Raw genomic sequence first — 14942 nt, forward strand, 5'->3', positions numbered from 1 at the left:
CGCAACGTACGCGTTGCGGGCCCTTCCGTATGACGCGCGGGCGGCGTGCGGGTGGGACGTGGGAACAAAAAACCGGTGGGCGCCGGACCCTTGCGGAGTTCGGCGCCCACCGGTAAACGTTTCTGCTGGCCTGGAGCCCGGAACTCAGAGTTCCTCGTGCGCCACCGCGCGACGGGCGTCCGCGTCCAGCACGCCCCAGCTGATCAGCTGCTCGGTCAGGACCGAAGGGGACTGGTCGTAGATGACGGCCAGGGTGCGCAGGTCGTCCTGGCGGATCGACAGCACCTTGCCGTTGTAGTCGCCACGCTGGCTCTGGATCGTCGCCGCGTAACGCTGCAGCGGGCCGGCCTTCTCGGCGGGGACGCCCGCCAGGCGCTCCAGGTCGAGACGCAGCTTCGGCGGCGGCTCGGCGGCCCCGCCCGGAGTCGTTCCCGGAAGCAGCTCCTGCACCGGAACCCCGTAGAAGTCCGCCAGCTCGGCAAGGCGCTGGACGGTCACGGCGCGGTCACCGCGCTCGTAAGAACCGACCACCACGGCCTTCCACCGGCCCTGGGACTTCTCCTCGACACCGTGGAGGGAAAGGCCCTGCTGGGTGCGGATGGCGCGGAGCTTGGCCCCGAGCTGTTTGGCGTATTCGCTGGACATAACGCTCCCGGACGCTGTGACGCTGTGACTGATGGACACTGCGACTACGTAACTCGTGCGGCTCGGCCGCGCGGCTGGTAACTCACTGTGAGGTTACGCAGCGTTACTTGGATGCGTCAAGCCGAATGGTCTTCGTCGCCCCCCGGGGGGTCGGCCCCAGCAGTCCTCCGGCAGCCCTTCCGGGCCACCCCGGTCCGAGCCACCGGCCTGTGCCTGGTACCGTGGGAGACGTAGATCAGACGTCCTTTAAGGTCCGTCCCGTGAGGCGGAGAAGGAGGTCCTTTTCATGGACACCCAGCAGCACACCGATTCCATGCGCCCCGTTCTCGAGGCACAGGACATCGCGCGGGTCCTGACCCGCATCGCCCACGAGATCGTCGAACGCGCCAAGGGCGCCGACGACGTGGTGCTCCTCGGCATTCCCACCCGCGGTGTCTACCTCGCCCGCCGGCTGGCCGCCAAGCTCGAAGAGATCACCGGTACGAAGATCCCGGTCGGTTCCCTCGACATCACCATGTACCGCGACGACCTGCGGATGAAGCCCGCCCGCGCGATCGGTCGCACCGAGATCCCCGGCGACGACCTCGACGGCCGCCTCGTGGTCCTCGTCGACGACGTGCTCTTCTCCGGCCGTACCATCCGCGCCGCCCTCGACGCCCTCGGCGACCTCGGCCGCCCCCGTGCCGTGCAGCTCGCGGTCCTCGTCGACCGCGGCCACCGCGAACTGCCGATCCGTGCCGACTACGTCGGCAAGAACCTCCCCACGTCGCTGCGGGAGACCGTCAAGGTCCAGCTCCAGGAGGAGGACGGCCGTGACGCCGTGCTGCTCGGCCAGCGGACCGACCAGGCAGCAGGCCAGTAGACCGTCCGAGTGACGGGCCCCGAGCGGGCCCGCGCCGAGGCCTGCCCTGCGAGCCCGCACCTCCGCCCGTCAGTCCGTCTGCCCTCCCGACCTACGGAGCCATCCAGATGAAGCGCCACCTCATCTCGGCCGCCGATCTCACGCGCGACGACGCCGTCCTGATCCTCGACACCGCCGAGGAGATGGCCCGCGTCGCGGACCGGCCGATCAAGAAGCTGCCCACCCTGCGCGGCCTCACCGTCGTCAACCTCTTCTTCGAGGACTCGACCCGCACCCGGATCTCCTTCGAGGCCGCCGCCAAGCGGCTCTCGGCCGACGTCATCAACTTCTCCGCAAAGGGTTCGTCCGTTTCCAAGGGCGAATCCCTTAAGGACACCGCGCTGACCCTGGAGGCCATGGGCGCCGACGCGGTCGTCATCCGCCACCACGCCTCCGGCGCCCCGTACCGGCTCGCGACCTCCGGCTGGATCGACTCCGCCGTCGTCAACGCCGGCGACGGCACCCACGAGCACCCCACCCAGGCCCTGCTGGACGCCTTCACCATGCGCCGCCGCCTGGTCGGCCGCGACGCCGGCCTCGGCAAGGACCTGAACGGCCGCCGGATCACCATCGTCGGCGACGTCCTGCACAGCCGCGTGGCCCGCTCCAACGTCCACCTGCTGCACACCCTCGGCGCCGAGGTCACCCTGGTGGCCCCGCCCACCCTCGTCCCGATCGGCGTCGACACCTGGCCGTGCGAGGTCTCGTACAACCTCGACGAGGTGCTGCCGAAGTCCGATGCGGTGATGATGCTGCGTGTGCAGCGCGAACGCATGAACGCCGCCTTCTTCCCGACCGAGCGCGAGTACTCCCGCCGGTACGGGCTCGACGGCGACCGCATGGCGAAGATGCCCGAGCACGCCATCGTGATGCACCCCGGCCCGATGAACCGCGGCATGGAGATCACCGCCCAGGTCGCCGACTCCGACCGCTGCACCGCCGTCGAGCAGGTCGCCAACGGCGTCTCGACCCGGATGGCCGTCCTGTACCTGCTGCTCGGAGGCTCCGAGCCCGCCGTCACCACCACCCCTGCCGCCGCCCGTACCGAGGAGAGCAAGTAACCATGAGCAAGATCCTTATCCGTGGCGCGAAGGTACTCGGCGGCGAGGCGCAGGACGTCCTGATCGACGGCGAGACCATCGCCGAGGTCGGACAGGACCTGTCCGCCGAGGGAGCGACCGTCATCGAGGCCGAGGGTCAGGTCCTCCTCCCCGGCCTCGTCGACCTGCACACCCACCTGCGCGAGCCCGGCCGCGAGGACTCCGAGACCGTCCTCACCGGCACCCGCGCCGCCGCCTCCGGCGGCTACACCGCCGTGTTCGCGATGGCGAACACCTTCCCGGTCGCCGACACCGCCGGCGTCGTCGAGCAGGTCTGGCGCCTGGGCAAGGAGTCCGGCTACTGCGACGTGCAGCCCATCGGCGCCGTCACCGTCGGCCTGGAGGGCAAGCAGCTCTCCGAGCTGGGCGCCATGCACGAGTCCGCCGCCCGCGTCACCGTCTTCTCCGACGACGGCAAGTGCGTGGACGACGCCGTGATCATGCGCCGCGCCCTGGAGTACGTGAAGGCCTTCGGCGGCGTCGTCGCCCAGCACGCCCAGGAGCCCCGCCTCACCGAGGGCGCCCAGATGAACGAGGGCATCGTCTCCGCCGAGCTCGGTCTGGGCGGCTGGCCGGCCGTCGCCGAGGAGTCGATCATCGCCCGCGACGTCCTGCTCGCCGAGCACGTCGGCTCCCGCGTCCACATCTGCCACCTCTCCACGGCCGGCTCCGTCGAGATCGTCCGCTGGGCCAAGTCCCGCGGCATCGACGTCACCGCCGAGGTCACCCCGCACCACCTCCTCCTCACCGAGGAGCTCGTGCGCTCGTACAACGCGGTCTACAAGGTCAACCCGCCGCTGCGCACCGAGCGCGACGTGCTGGCCCTGCGCGAGGCGCTCGCCGACGGCACGATCGACATCGTCGCGACCGACCACGCCCCGCACCCGCACGAGGACAAGGACTGCGAGTGGGCCGCCGCCGCCATGGGCATGGTCGGCCTGGAGACCGCGCTCTCCGTCGTCCAGCAGACGATGGTCGAGACCGGACTGCTCGACTGGGCGGGCGTCGCCGAGCGGATGTCCTTCGCCCCGGCGCGCATCGGCAGCCTGGAGAACCACGGCCGCCCCGTCTCGGCAGGTGAACCCGCGAACCTGACCTTGGTCGATACCTCGTACCGTGGTGTCGTGGACCCCGCACACTTCGCCTCCCGCAGCCGCAACACGCCTTACGAGGGCCGTGAGCTGCCGGGGCGCGTCACTCATACCTTCCTGCGGGGCCGGGCAACGGTCGTGGACGGGAAACTGGCGTGACACCTGCAGTAATCCAACTGGCCGCCGAGGCCGCCGAACGACAGTCGGCGGAGGTGACCAGTGTCGGCGCCCGCATCGCGTGGGTGATCGGCCTGGCCGTCTTCATCGCGTTCGTCTACTGGCTGATGCGGCAGGGCTGGAAATGGCGCGGCGCTCTGCAGAACGATCTGCCGGAGCTGCCCGCCGCCCCCGACGGTCTCCCCGCGCACCGGCTGGCCCTGACCGGCCGCTACCACGGGTCCACCACCGCCGGGCAGTGGCTCGACCGGATCGTCGCCCACGGTCTCGGCGTCCGCAGCCGGGTCGAGCTCACGCTCACCGACGCGGGCCTCGACGTGGTCCGACCGGGGGCCACCGACTTCTTCGTACCGGCCGAGCAGCTGCGCGGCGCCCGCCTCGACAAGGGAATCGCGGGCAAGGTACTCACCGAGGGCGGTCTGCTCGTCGTCACCTGGGCGCACGGCGACAAGCTGATCGACTCCGGATTCCGCTCCGACCGCGCGGCCGAACACGCCGCCTGGGTCGAAGCGATCAACGACATGAACCCATCCATCACGACGGAAGGCGCCGAACGATGACGACCTCCACCAGGGGAGCAGCCAAAGCTCCCGCCGTACTCGTCCTGGAGGACGGTCGGATCTTCCGCGGCCGCGCCTACGGCGCTGTGGGGGAGACCTTCGGCGAGGCCGTGTTCTCCACCGGCATGACCGGCTACCAGGAGACCCTCACCGACCCGTCGTACCACCGGCAGGTCGTCGTGATGACCGCCCCGCACGTGGGCAACACCGGCGTCAACGACGAGGACCCCGAGTCCTCCCGCATCTGGGTCGCCGGCTACGCCGTGCGCGACCCCGCCCGCGTCCCCTCCAACTGGCGCTCGCGGCGCTCGCTGGACGAGGAGCTCGTCAAGCAGGGCGTCGTCGGGATCTCCGGCATCGACACCCGCGCCCTGACCCGCCACCTGCGCGAGCGCGGCGCCATGCGCGTCGGCATCTTCTCGGGCGAGGCCTGGGTGGGCATCCGCGACGAGGCGCTGCTGGCCAAGGTCCAGTCGCAGCCGCAGATGAAGGGCGCGAACCTCTCCGCCGAGGTCGCCACCAAGGAGACGTACGTCGTCCCCGCGATCGGCGAGAAGCGCTTCACCGTCGCCGCCGTCGACCTCGGCATCAAGGGCATGACCCCGCACCGGATGGCCGAGCGCGGCATCGAGGTGCACGTGCTGCCCGCCACCGCCACCGTCGAGGACGTCTACGCGGTCAACCCCGACGGCGTGTTCTTCTCCAACGGCCCGGGCGACCCGGCCACCGCCGACGGCCCCGTCGCCGTCATGCAGGGCGTGCTGGAGCGCAGGACGCCGCTCTTCGGCATCTGCTTCGGCAACCAGATCCTCGGCCGCGCGCTCGGCTTCGGCACCTACAAGCTGAAGTACGGCCACCGCGGCATCAACCAGCCGGTGCAGGACCGCACCACCGGCAAGGTCGAGATCACCGCGCACAACCACGGCTTCGCCGTCGACGCGCCCCTCGACGAGGTCTCCGAGACGGCCTACGGCCGCGCCGAGGTCTCCCACGTCTGCCTGAACGACAACGTCGTCGAAGGCCTCCAGCTGCTCGACCAGCCGGCCTTCAGCGTCCAGTACCACCCCGAGGCAGCTGCCGGCCCGCACGACGCCGCGTACCTCTTCGACCGTTTCGTATCCCTGATGGAGGCCGAGCGTGCCTAAGCGCACCGATATCCAGTCCGTCCTGGTCATCGGCTCCGGCCCGATCGTCATCGGACAGGCCGCCGAGTTCGACTACTCCGGCACCCAGGCCTGCCGCATCCTCAAGGCCGAGGGCCTGCGGGTCATCCTGGTCAACTCCAACCCCGCGACGATCATGACCGACCCGGAGATCGCCGACGCCACGTACGTCGAGCCGATCACCCCCGAGTTCGTCGAGAAGATCATCGCGAAGGAGCGCCCCGACGCGCTCCTCCCGACCCTCGGCGGCCAGACCGCGCTCAACACCGCCATCTCCATGCACGAGCAGGGCGTGCTGGAGAAGTACGGCGTCGAGCTCATCGGCGCCAATGTCGAGGCCATCAACAAGGGCGAGGACCGCGACCTCTTCAAGGGCGTCGTCGAGGCCGTCAACGCCAAGATCGGCCACGGCGAGTCCGCCCGCTCCGTCATCTGCCACTCCATGGACGACGTCCTGGCCGGTGTCGAGACCCTCGGCGGATACCCCGTCGTCGTCCGCCCCTCCTTCACCATGGGCGGCGCCGGCTCCGGCTTCGCCCACGACGAGGACGAGCTGCGCCGCATCGCCGGCCAGGGCCTCACGCTCTCCCCGACCACCGAGGTGCTCCTGGAGGAGTCCATCCTCGGCTGGAAGGAGTACGAGCTGGAGCTGATGCGCGACACCAAGGACAATGTGGTCGTCGTCTGCTCCATCGAGAACTTCGACCCGATGGGCGTCCACACCGGTGACTCGATCACCGTCGCCCCGGCGATGACGCTCACCGACCGCGAGTACCAGCGGCTGCGCGACATCGGCATCGCGATCATCCGCGAGGTCGGCGTCGACACCGGCGGCTGCAACATCCAGTTCGCGATCGACCCGGTCGACGGCCGCGTCATCGTCATCGAGATGAACCCGCGCGTCTCGCGCTCCTCGGCGCTCGCGTCGAAGGCCACCGGCTTCCCGATCGCCAAGATCGCCGCCAAGCTGGCCATCGGCTACACGCTCGACGAGGTCCCCAACGACATCACCGAGAAGACCCCGGCCTCCTTCGAGCCGTCCCTCGACTACGTCGTCGTCAAGGCCCCGCGCTTCGCCTTCGAGAAGTTCCCGCTGGCCGACGCCACCCTCACCACCACCATGAAGTCGGTCGGCGAGGCCATGGCCATCGGCCGCAACTTCACCGAGGCCCTCCAGAAGGCCCTGCGCTCCCTGGAGAAGAAGGGCTCGCAGTTCACCTTCGTCGGCCCCACCGGCGACAAGGACGAGCTGCTGCGCACCGCGGTCCGCCCGACCGACGGCCGCATCAACACCGTCATGCAGGCCATCCGCGCCGGCGCCAGCCAGGAAGAGGTCTTCGAGTTCACGAAGATCGACCCCTGGTTCGTCGACCAGCTCTTCCTCATCAAGGAGATCGCGGACGAGCTGGCCGCCGCCGAGAAGCTCCAGCCCGAGCTGCTCGCCGAGGCCAAGCGCCACGGCTTCTCCGACGCCCAGATCGCCGAGATCCGCGGCCTGCGCGAGGACGTCGTCCGCGAGGTCCGGCACGCGCTGGGCGTCCGCCCGGTCTACAAGACGGTCGACACCTGCGCCGCCGAGTTCGCCGCGAAGACCCCGTACTTCTACTCCTCGTACGACGAGGAGTCCGAGGTCGCCCCCCGCACCAAGCCCGCGGTGATCATCCTGGGCTCCGGCCCGAACCGCATCGGCCAGGGCATCGAGTTCGACTACTCCTGCGTCCACGCCTCCTTCGCCCTCAGCGACGCCGGCTACGAGACCGTGATGGTCAACTGCAACCCGGAGACCGTCTCCACCGACTACGACACCTCCGACCGCCTGTACTTCGAGCCGCTCACGCTCGAGGACGTGCTGGAGATCGTCCACGCCGAGTCGCTGGCCGGCCCCATCGCCGGTGTCGTCGTCCAGCTCGGCGGCCAGACCCCCCTCGGTCTCGCCCAGGCCCTCAAGGACAACGGCGTCCCCGTCGTCGGCACCCCGCCGGAGGCCATCCACGCCGCCGAGGACCGCGGCGCCTTCGGACAGGTCCTCGCCGACGCCGGCCTGCCCGCCCCCAAGCACGGCACCGCCACCACCTTCGCGGGCGCGAAGGCGATCGCCGACGAGATCGGCTACCCGGTCCTCGTGCGCCCGTCCTACGTGCTCGGCGGCCGCGGCATGGAGATCGTCTACGACGAGGCCCGCCTCGAGTCGTACATCGCCGAGTCCACCGAGATCTCCCCGACCCGCCCCGTGCTGGTCGACCGGTTCCTCGACGACGCGATCGAGATCGACGTCGACGCCCTCTACGACGGCCACGAGCTCTACCTCGGCGGCGTCATGGAGCACATCGAGGAGGCCGGCATCCACTCCGGCGACTCGGCCTGCGCCCTGCCCCCGATCACCCTCGGCGGCTACGACATCAAGCGGCTGCGCGCCTCCACCGAGGCCATCGCCAAGGGCGTCGGCGTCCGCGGCCTGATCAACATCCAGTTCGCGATGGCCGGGGACATCCTCTACGTCCTGGAGGCCAACCCGCGCGCCTCCCGGACCGTGCCCTTCACCTCGAAGGCCACCGCCGTCCCGCTCGCGAAGGCCGCCGCCCGCATCTCGCTCGGCACCACCATCGCCGAGCTGCGCGCCGAGGGCCTGCTGCCGAAGACCGGCGACGGCGGCACCCTGCCGATCGACGCGCCGATCTCCGTCAAGGAGGCCGTCATGCCGTGGTCGCGCTTCCGCGACATCCACGGCCGCGGCGTGGACACCGTCCTCGGCCCCGAGATGCGCTCCACCGGCGAGGTCATGGGCATCGACGCCGTCTTCGGCACCGCCTACGCCAAGTCGCAGGCCGGCGCCTACGGCCCGCTGCCCACCAAGGGCCGTGCCTTCATCTCCGTCGCCAACCGCGACAAGCGCTCGATGATCTTCCCGGCGCGCGAGCTCGTCGCCCACGGCTTCGAGCTGATGGCGACCTCGGGCACCGCCGAGGTGCTGCGCCGCAACGGCATCAACGCCACCGTGGTGCGCAAGCTCAGCGAGGGCGAGGGCCCCGACGGCGAGAAGACCATCGTCCAGCTGATCCACGACGGCCAGGTCGACCTGATCGTCAACACCCCGTACGGCACCGGCGGCCGCCTCGACGGCTACGAGATCCGCACCGCGGCCGTGGCCCGCAGTGTCCCCTGCCTGACCACGGTCCAGGCGCTCGCCGCCGCCGTCCAGGGCATCGACGCGCTCAACCGCGGCGACGTGGGCGTGCGCTCCCTCCAGGAGCACGCGGAGCACCTGACCGCAGCCCGCGACTGACGCAGGCCGTACAGCCCGGACACGGGGAGGGGGACACCGGTTTCACGACGGGTGTCCCCCTCTTCACGAGCGCAGAGGGATTTTCCGACGATGTACAAAACGTTCTTCAACCTGGTCTTCAAGCGGATGGACCCGGAGCAGGCCCACTACCTGGCCTTCCGCTGGATCCGCCTCGCGGCCCGCACGCCCGTGCTGCGCACCTTCGTGGCCGCCGCCCTGGCCCCGCGCCACGAGGAGCTCCGCACGGAGGCCCTCGGCCTGCGGATGCACGGCCCCTTCGGCCTCGCGGCCGGCTTCGACAAGAACGCCGTCGCCATCGACGGCATGTCGATGCTCGGCTTCGACCACATCGAGATCGGCACGGTCACCGCCGAGCCGCAGCCCGGCAACCCGAAGAAGCGGCTCTTCCGCCTCGTGCCGGACCGCGCACTGATCAATCGCATGGGCTTCAACAACGAGGGCTCGGCGGCCGTGGCGGCGCGCCTGGCGGCCCGCGAAGCCGTCTTCCGCACGGTCGTCGGCGTCAACATCGGCAAGACGAAGGTCGTGCCCGAGGAGGAGGCCGTGGGGGACTACGTCGCCTCCACCGAGCGCCTCGCCCGGCACGCCGACTACCTCGTGGTGAACGTCTCCTCCCCGAACACCCCGGGCCTGCGCAACCTGCAGGCCACCGAGTCCCTGCGCCCGCTGCTGACCGCCGTGCGCGAGGCCGCGGACCGCACGGTGACCGACCGCCGGGTGCCGCTGCTCGTGAAGATCGCCCCCGACCTCGCGGACGAGGACGTCGACGCCGTCGCCGACCTGGCCCTGGAGCTGGGCCTCGACGGGATCATCGCGACGAACACCACCATCGCCCGGGAGGGGCTGGGCCTGAAGTCCTCCCCGTCCCTGGTGAAGGAGACCGGCGGGCTCTCCGGCGCCCCCGTCAAGGAGCGCTCGCTGGAGGTCCTGCGCCGCCTGTACGCCCGTGTGGGGGACCGTCTGGTCCTCGTCGGGGTCGGCGGCATCGAGAACGCCGAGGACGCCTGGCAGCGGATCCTGGCCGGTGCCACGCTGATCCAGGGCTACAGCGCCTTCATCTACGAGGGCCCGTTCTACGCCCGCGCCATCCACAAGGGCCTTGCCGCGCGCCTGGCCAACAGCCCCTACGCGACGCTCGCCGACGCGGTGGGCGCCGAGACCCGAAAGGCCACCAAGTGACTGTGACCCCGTTCGGCGCCCGCCTGCGCGCGGCGATGGACTCCCGGGGCCCGCTGTGCGTGGGCATCGACCCGCACGCCGCCCTGCTGGCGCAGTGGGACCTCCAGGACGACATCGCGGGCCTGGAGCGGTTCTCCCGTACGGTCGTCGAGGCGCTCGCGGAGTCGGTGGCGGTCTTCAAGCCCCAGGCGGCCTTCTTCGAGCGGTTCGGCTCGAAGGGCGTGGCCGTCCTGGAGCGGACCGTCGCGGACGCCCGGGCGGCCGGGACGCTGGTCGTCATGGACGCCAAGCGCGGTGACATCGGCTCGACGATGGCGGCGTACGCCTCCGCCTTCCTGGACCCGGCCTCGCCGCTGTTCTCGGACGCGCTCACGGTCTCCCCGTACCTGGGCTACGGCTCGCTGAAGCCGGCCGTGGACCTGGCCCGGGAGTCGGGCGCCGGCCTGTTCGTCCTGGCGCTGACCTCGAACCCGGAGGGCGCGGAGGTCCAGCGGGCGGTCCGGGAGGACGGCCGGACGATCGGCGCGACGATGCTGGCGCATCTGGCGGCGGAGAACGCGGACGCCGCCCCCATGGGCTCCTTCGGCGCGGTGGTCGGTGCCACGCTGGGCGACCTGTCCTCCTTCGACCTGGACATCAACGGGCCGCTGCTGGCCCCCGGCATCGGCGCGCAGGGCGCGACGGCCGCGGATCTGCCGGGCGTGTTCGGCAAGGCCGTGCGCAATGTCGTCCCGAACGTCTCGCGGGGGGTCCTGAAGCACGGTCCGGACGTGAGCGCCCTGCGCGACTCGGCACGGCGCTTCGCCGACGAGATCCACGAGGCCGTCACCGCGTAATCGGTCACCCGGGAAGCCCTGCCGCACCTCCGCGGCAGGGCCTCTCGCATTTCTTGGCGAAACTCGAACGCTCTTCATCGGACAAAACCGGGGTATTTTGTCCGTGATGTACGGTTCAGTGGAGGCTGACCAGGACTTTTCGTCCGTTCTCGCTGACTGGAGCGGTGTTGGCCGCTAGTCTCCGACCAGAGTGAACGTGCAGCGAACGCGTTTCCATCGCTGTTCGGGAGCTCGCCAGGTGTGGTGCCTTCGGGCTGCCCACCGGTCCGTATCCGACAGTTCGACATCCGAGGTGACGTAGGCGTGGCTCTTCCGCCCCTTACCCCTGAACAGCGCGCAGCCGCGCTCGAAAAGGCCGCCGCGGCTCGCCGGGAGCGGGCCGAGGTCAAGAATCGACTCAAGCACTCCGGCGCCTCGCTCCAAGAGGTCATCAAGACGGGCCAGGAGAACGACGTCATCGGCAAGATGAAGGTCTCCGCCCTGCTGGAGTCGCTGCCTGGCGTGGGCAAGGTGCGCGCCAAGCAGATCATGGAGCGTCTCGGCATCTCCGAGTCCCGGCGTGTCCGAGGTCTCGGTTCCAACCAGATCGCCTCTCTGGAGCGCGAGTTCGGCAGCACCGGCGCCTGAGGCGTCGACTGAAGTTCTCCCGGCGTTCTCAGGCAGTCCCGAGAACCTGGATAATCGCTCTATGGCAGCAGAGGTTCGTCCGCGGCTGACCGTGCTCTCCGGCCCTTCAGGGGTCGGCAAGAGCACGGTCGTCGCGCATATGCGCAAGGTTCACCCCGAGGTATGGCTCTCGGTGTCGGCCACCACCCGCAAGCCGCGGCCCGGTGAGCGACACGGAGTCCACTACTTCTTCGTCAATGACGACGAGTTCGACAAGCTGATCGCCAACGGCGAGCTGCTGGAGTGGGCCGAGTTCGCGGGCAACCGCTACGGCACACCCCGCGGCGCGGTGCTGGAACGCCTCGACAACGGCGAGCCGGTACTGCTGGAGATCGATCTCCAGGGCGCACGACTCGTCCGCGAGTCCAAGCCCGACGCCCAGCTGGTCTTCCTGGCCCCGCCGAGCTGGGACGAGCTGGTCCGCCGACTGACCGGCCGGGGCACCGAATCGGCCGAGGTCATCGAGCGCCGGCTGGCCGCCGCCAGGATCGAGCTCGCTGCCGAGTCCGAGTTCGACACCACCCTGGTCAACACCTCCGTCGAGGACGTTGCCCGCGAGCTGCTAGCCTTGATGGCAGTTGTCTGATCGTTGATCGATGTTCTGAATCGATCGATTCCAGGACGGCCCCATCTTTCACCCATCTTCGGAAGGTAGAGCGTGTCCTCTTCCATCACTGCGCCCGAGGGCATCATCAACCCGCCGATCGACGAGCTGCTCGAGGCCACGGACTCGAAGTACAGCCTCGTGATCTACGCGGCCAAGCGCGCGCGTCAGATCAACGCGTACTACTCGCAGCTCGGTGAGGGCCTGCTCGAGTACGTCGGCCCGCTGGTGGACACCCACGTCCACGAGAAGCCGCTTTCGATCGCGCTGCGCGAGATCAACGCGGGTCTGCTGACCTCCGAGGCCATCGAGGCCCCGGCCCAGTAAGGCACCGAGAAGTCCTTTCACCACAGGCCCGGCAGAACATCTGCCGGGCCTGTGGTGTGTCATGGGTGGGTACGACGACGATTCAGAGCCGATCGCGTCGCAGCCGTCGAAGGGAAGTGCGTGGTGGACAAGCCGAAGGTCGTACTGGGAGTCAGCGGCGGGATCGCCGCCTACAAGGCGTGCGAGCTGCTGCGCCGGCTCACCGAGTCCGGCCACGACGTGCGGGTGGTGCCCACCGCGTCCTCCCTGAACTTCGTGGGGGAGGCCACCTGGTCCGCCCTCTCCGGGAACCCGGCCTCCACCGAGGTCTGGGAATCCGTCCACGAGGTGCCGCACGTGCGCATCGGGCAGTCCGCCGACCTCGTCGTCGTCGCCCCGGCCACCGCCGACATGCTGGCCAAGGCCGCCCACGGGCTCGCCGACGACCTGCTGACGAACACCCTGCTCACCGCCCGCTGCCCGGTGGTCTTCGCCCCCGCCATGCACACCGAGATGTGGGAGCACCCCGCCACCCAGGAGAACGTGGCCACGCTCCGCCGGCGCGGCGCCCTCGTCATCGAGCCCGCCGTCGGCCGGCTCACCGGCAAGGACACCGGCAAGGGGCGGCTGCCCGACCCCGATGAGATCTTCGAGGTCTGCCGCAGGGTCCTGGCCCGCGGGGTGGCCGAGCCGGACCTGGCCGGACGCCACGTGGTGATCAGCGCGGGCGGCACGCGGGAGCCGCTGGACCCGGTCCGCTTCCTCGGCAACCGGTCCTCCGGCAAGCAGGGCTACGCCCTCGCCCGTACCGCGGTCGCCCGCGGGGCCCGGGTCACCCTGATCGCGGCCAACACCGCACTGGCCGACCCGGCCGGGGCGGACGTCGTGCGCGTGGGGACGGCCGTACAGCTGCGCGAGGCGGTCCTCAAGGCGGCCGCGGACGCCGACGCCGTGGTGATGGCCGCTGCCGTGGCCGACTTCCGGCCCGCCGAGTACGCGGGTGGAAAGATCAAGAAGAAGGACGGACAGGATCCGGCGCCGGTCGCCCTTGTACGAAATCCGGACGTTCTCGCCGAGATCTCGGCCGATCGGGCCAGGGCCGGGCAGGTGGTCGTGGGGTTCGCCGCGGAGACCGACGACGTCCTCGCGAACGGCCGGGCCAAGCTCGCGCGCAAGGGATGTGATCTTCTCGTCGTGAATGAGGTCGGGGAAGCCCGCACCTTTGGTTCCGAGGAGAACGAAGCGGTCATCCTGGCCTCCGACGGGTCGGAAACGCAGGTCCCCTACGGTCCGAAGGAAGCCTTGGCCGAAGTGATTTGGGACCAGGTCGCCGTCCGGCTGTAGTGCGACGCGCCTGGACCGATTGCTCTTCTCCTCGTCGAATCCGTGCGTAAGAATGGAGTGCCGCAGGTCACACGGCTCCCATAAGGCGAGACGGGTGGTCCCGGAAACGGTGGCGACCGATAAACTGCATCCGGAACGTGATCGGGCGCAGCCCCCGATGTGGTTCCGCCAAATGATTCAGCCAGCAGCCGCTGCAACCCCCAGGGAGCGTTGTGTCCCGTCGTCTCTTCACCTCGGAGTCCGTCACCGAGGGCCACCCCGACAAGATCGCTGACCAGATCAGCGACACGATCCTCGACGCGCTCCTCACCGAGGACCCGACCTCGCGCGTCGCCGTCGAGACCCTCATCACCACGGGCCTCGTGCACATCGCGGGAGAGGTGACGACGAAGGCCTACGCGCCGATCGCGCAGCTCGTCCGGGAGAAGATCCTCGAGATCGGTTACGACTCCTCGAAGAAGGGCTTCGACGGCGCCTCCTGCGGCGTCTCGGTGTCCATCGGCGCGCAGTCCCCGGACATCGCGCAGGGCGTCGACACCGCCTACGAGAAGCGCGTCGAGGGCGACGAGGACGAGCTCGACAAGCAGGGCGCCGGCGACCAGGGCCTGATGTTCGGCTACGCCTGCGACGAGACCCCCGAGCTCATGCCGCTGCCGATCCACATCGCGCACCGCCTCTCGCGCCGCCTGTCCGAGGTCCGCAAGAACGGGACCATCCCGTACCTGCGCCCCGACGGCAAGACCCAGGTCACCATCGAGTACGACGGCGACAAGGCCGTCCGCCTGGACACCGTCGTGGTCTCCTCGCAGCACGCCTCGGACATCGACCTCGACTCGCTGCTCGCGCCCGACATCCGCGAGTTCGTCGTCGAGCACGTCCTGGCCCAGCTCGTCGAGGACGGCATCAAGCTCGACACCGAGGGCTACCGCCTCCTGGTGAACCCGACCGGCCGCTTCGAGATCGGCGGCCCGATGGGCGACGCCGGCCTCACCGGCCGCAAGATCATCATCGACACCTACGGCGGCATGGCCCGCCACGGCGGCGGCGCCTTCTCCGGCAAGGACCC

The 14942-nt window shown here is 69.9% G+C and carries 14 protein-coding genes; 13 read left to right on the plus strand and 1 reads right to left on the minus strand.

From position 1 onward, the window contains the following. Window positions 1-144: 144 nt before the first annotated feature. A complete protein-coding gene (bldD, locus tag ACWGE1_RS34125; protein ID WP_030008755.1) occupies window positions 145-645 on the minus strand; it encodes a transcriptional regulator BldD in 501 nt (166 codons plus the stop codon). 286 nt (window positions 646-931) lie between these two features. Between bldD and pyrR the strand changes: the two genes are divergently transcribed. The 13 genes from pyrR to metK all read left to right on the plus strand — a co-directional run. Continuing rightward, entirely contained in the window at window positions 932-1507 is a 576-nt protein-coding gene (pyrR, locus tag ACWGE1_RS34130) for a bifunctional pyr operon transcriptional regulator/uracil phosphoribosyltransferase PyrR (protein WP_453424337.1), read from the plus strand. 107 nt (window positions 1508-1614) lie between these two features. Further along, window positions 1615-2607, plus strand: coding sequence for an aspartate carbamoyltransferase catalytic subunit (locus ACWGE1_RS34135; protein ID WP_453424338.1), 993 nt, complete (start codon window positions 1615-1617; stop codon window positions 2605-2607). Window positions 2608-2609: 2 nt separating this feature from the next. Next, a complete protein-coding gene (locus ACWGE1_RS34140; protein WP_453424339.1) occupies window positions 2610-3896 on the plus strand; it encodes a dihydroorotase in 1287 nt (428 codons plus the stop codon). Next, window positions 3893-4474, plus strand: a complete 582-nt coding sequence (locus ACWGE1_RS34145) for a PH-like domain-containing protein (protein WP_453424340.1) — start codon at window positions 3893-3895, stop codon at window positions 4472-4474. The genes ACWGE1_RS34140 and ACWGE1_RS34145 overlap by 4 nt, the downstream gene beginning before the upstream one ends. Continuing rightward, complete coding sequence (gene carA / locus ACWGE1_RS34150) at window positions 4471-5619, plus strand: glutamine-hydrolyzing carbamoyl-phosphate synthase small subunit (protein WP_453424341.1); 1149 nt, start codon at window positions 4471-4473, stop codon at window positions 5617-5619. The genes ACWGE1_RS34145 and carA overlap by 4 nt, the downstream gene beginning before the upstream one ends. Further along, the gene (gene carB / locus ACWGE1_RS34155) at window positions 5612-8920 is read left to right on the plus strand and encodes a carbamoyl-phosphate synthase large subunit (RefSeq protein WP_453424342.1); all 3309 of its coding nucleotides are present in this window, start codon (window positions 5612-5614) and stop codon (window positions 8918-8920) included. The genes carA and carB overlap by 8 nt, the downstream gene beginning before the upstream one ends. 90 nt (window positions 8921-9010) lie before the next feature. Further along, window positions 9011-10120, plus strand: coding sequence for a quinone-dependent dihydroorotate dehydrogenase (locus ACWGE1_RS34160; protein ID WP_453424343.1), 1110 nt, complete (start codon window positions 9011-9013; stop codon window positions 10118-10120). Between the two features lie 2 nt (window positions 10121-10122). Then, complete coding sequence (pyrF, locus tag ACWGE1_RS34165) at window positions 10123-10956, plus strand: orotidine-5'-phosphate decarboxylase (protein ID WP_453424346.1); 834 nt, start codon at window positions 10123-10125, stop codon at window positions 10954-10956. Between the two features lie 303 nt (window positions 10957-11259). After that, window positions 11260-11583 (plus strand): integration host factor, encoded by a 324-nt coding sequence (locus tag ACWGE1_RS34170; RefSeq protein ID WP_030008746.1) that lies wholly within the window; start codon window positions 11260-11262, stop codon window positions 11581-11583. A gap of 61 nt (window positions 11584-11644) precedes the next feature. Next, window positions 11645-12208 carry a guanylate kinase gene (gene gmk, locus ACWGE1_RS34175; protein WP_030387225.1) on the plus strand — a complete coding sequence of 188 codons (564 nt, stop codon included), beginning with the start codon at window positions 11645-11647 and terminating at the stop codon, window positions 12206-12208. A 72-nt stretch (window positions 12209-12280) separates the two neighbouring features. Further along, window positions 12281-12553: a DNA-directed RNA polymerase subunit omega gene (gene rpoZ / locus ACWGE1_RS34180; protein WP_004948662.1), complete on the plus strand. Its 273-nt coding sequence runs from the start codon at window positions 12281-12283 to the stop codon at window positions 12551-12553. A gap of 123 nt (window positions 12554-12676) precedes the next feature. After that, window positions 12677-13876 (plus strand): bifunctional phosphopantothenoylcysteine decarboxylase/phosphopantothenate--cysteine ligase CoaBC, encoded by a 1200-nt coding sequence (coaBC, locus tag ACWGE1_RS34185; RefSeq protein WP_453424344.1) that lies wholly within the window; start codon window positions 12677-12679, stop codon window positions 13874-13876. Window positions 13877-14088: 212 nt separating this feature from the next. Further along, window positions 14089-14942, plus strand: an 854-nt coding sequence (gene metK / locus ACWGE1_RS34190; RefSeq protein ID WP_453424345.1) for a methionine adenosyltransferase, incomplete at its 3' end; no start/stop codon positions are given.

The sequence above is a fragment of the Streptomyces sp. NPDC054932 genome, from assembly GCF_053610205.1.

What these genes read in the sequence shown, in the direction of transcription:
- bldD (WP_030008755.1), bottom strand. Translation starts at nt 645, where the DNA reads ATGTCCAGCGAATACGCCAAACAGCTCGGGGCCAAGCTCCGCGCCATC.
- pyrR (WP_453424337.1), top strand. Translation starts at nt 932, where the DNA reads ATGGACACCCAGCAGCACACCGATTCCATGCGCCCCGTTCTCGAGGCA.
- ACWGE1_RS34135 (WP_453424338.1), top strand. Translation starts at nt 1,615, where the DNA reads ATGAAGCGCCACCTCATCTCGGCCGCCGATCTCACGCGCGACGACGCC.
- ACWGE1_RS34140 (WP_453424339.1), top strand. Translation starts at nt 2,610, where the DNA reads ATGAGCAAGATCCTTATCCGTGGCGCGAAGGTACTCGGCGGCGAGGCG.
- carA (WP_453424341.1), top strand. Translation starts at nt 4,471, where the DNA reads ATGACGACCTCCACCAGGGGAGCAGCCAAAGCTCCCGCCGTACTCGTC.
- ACWGE1_RS34160 (WP_453424343.1), top strand. Translation starts at nt 9,011, where the DNA reads ATGTACAAAACGTTCTTCAACCTGGTCTTCAAGCGGATGGACCCGGAG.
- gmk (WP_030387225.1), top strand. Translation starts at nt 11,645, where the DNA reads ATGGCAGCAGAGGTTCGTCCGCGGCTGACCGTGCTCTCCGGCCCTTCA.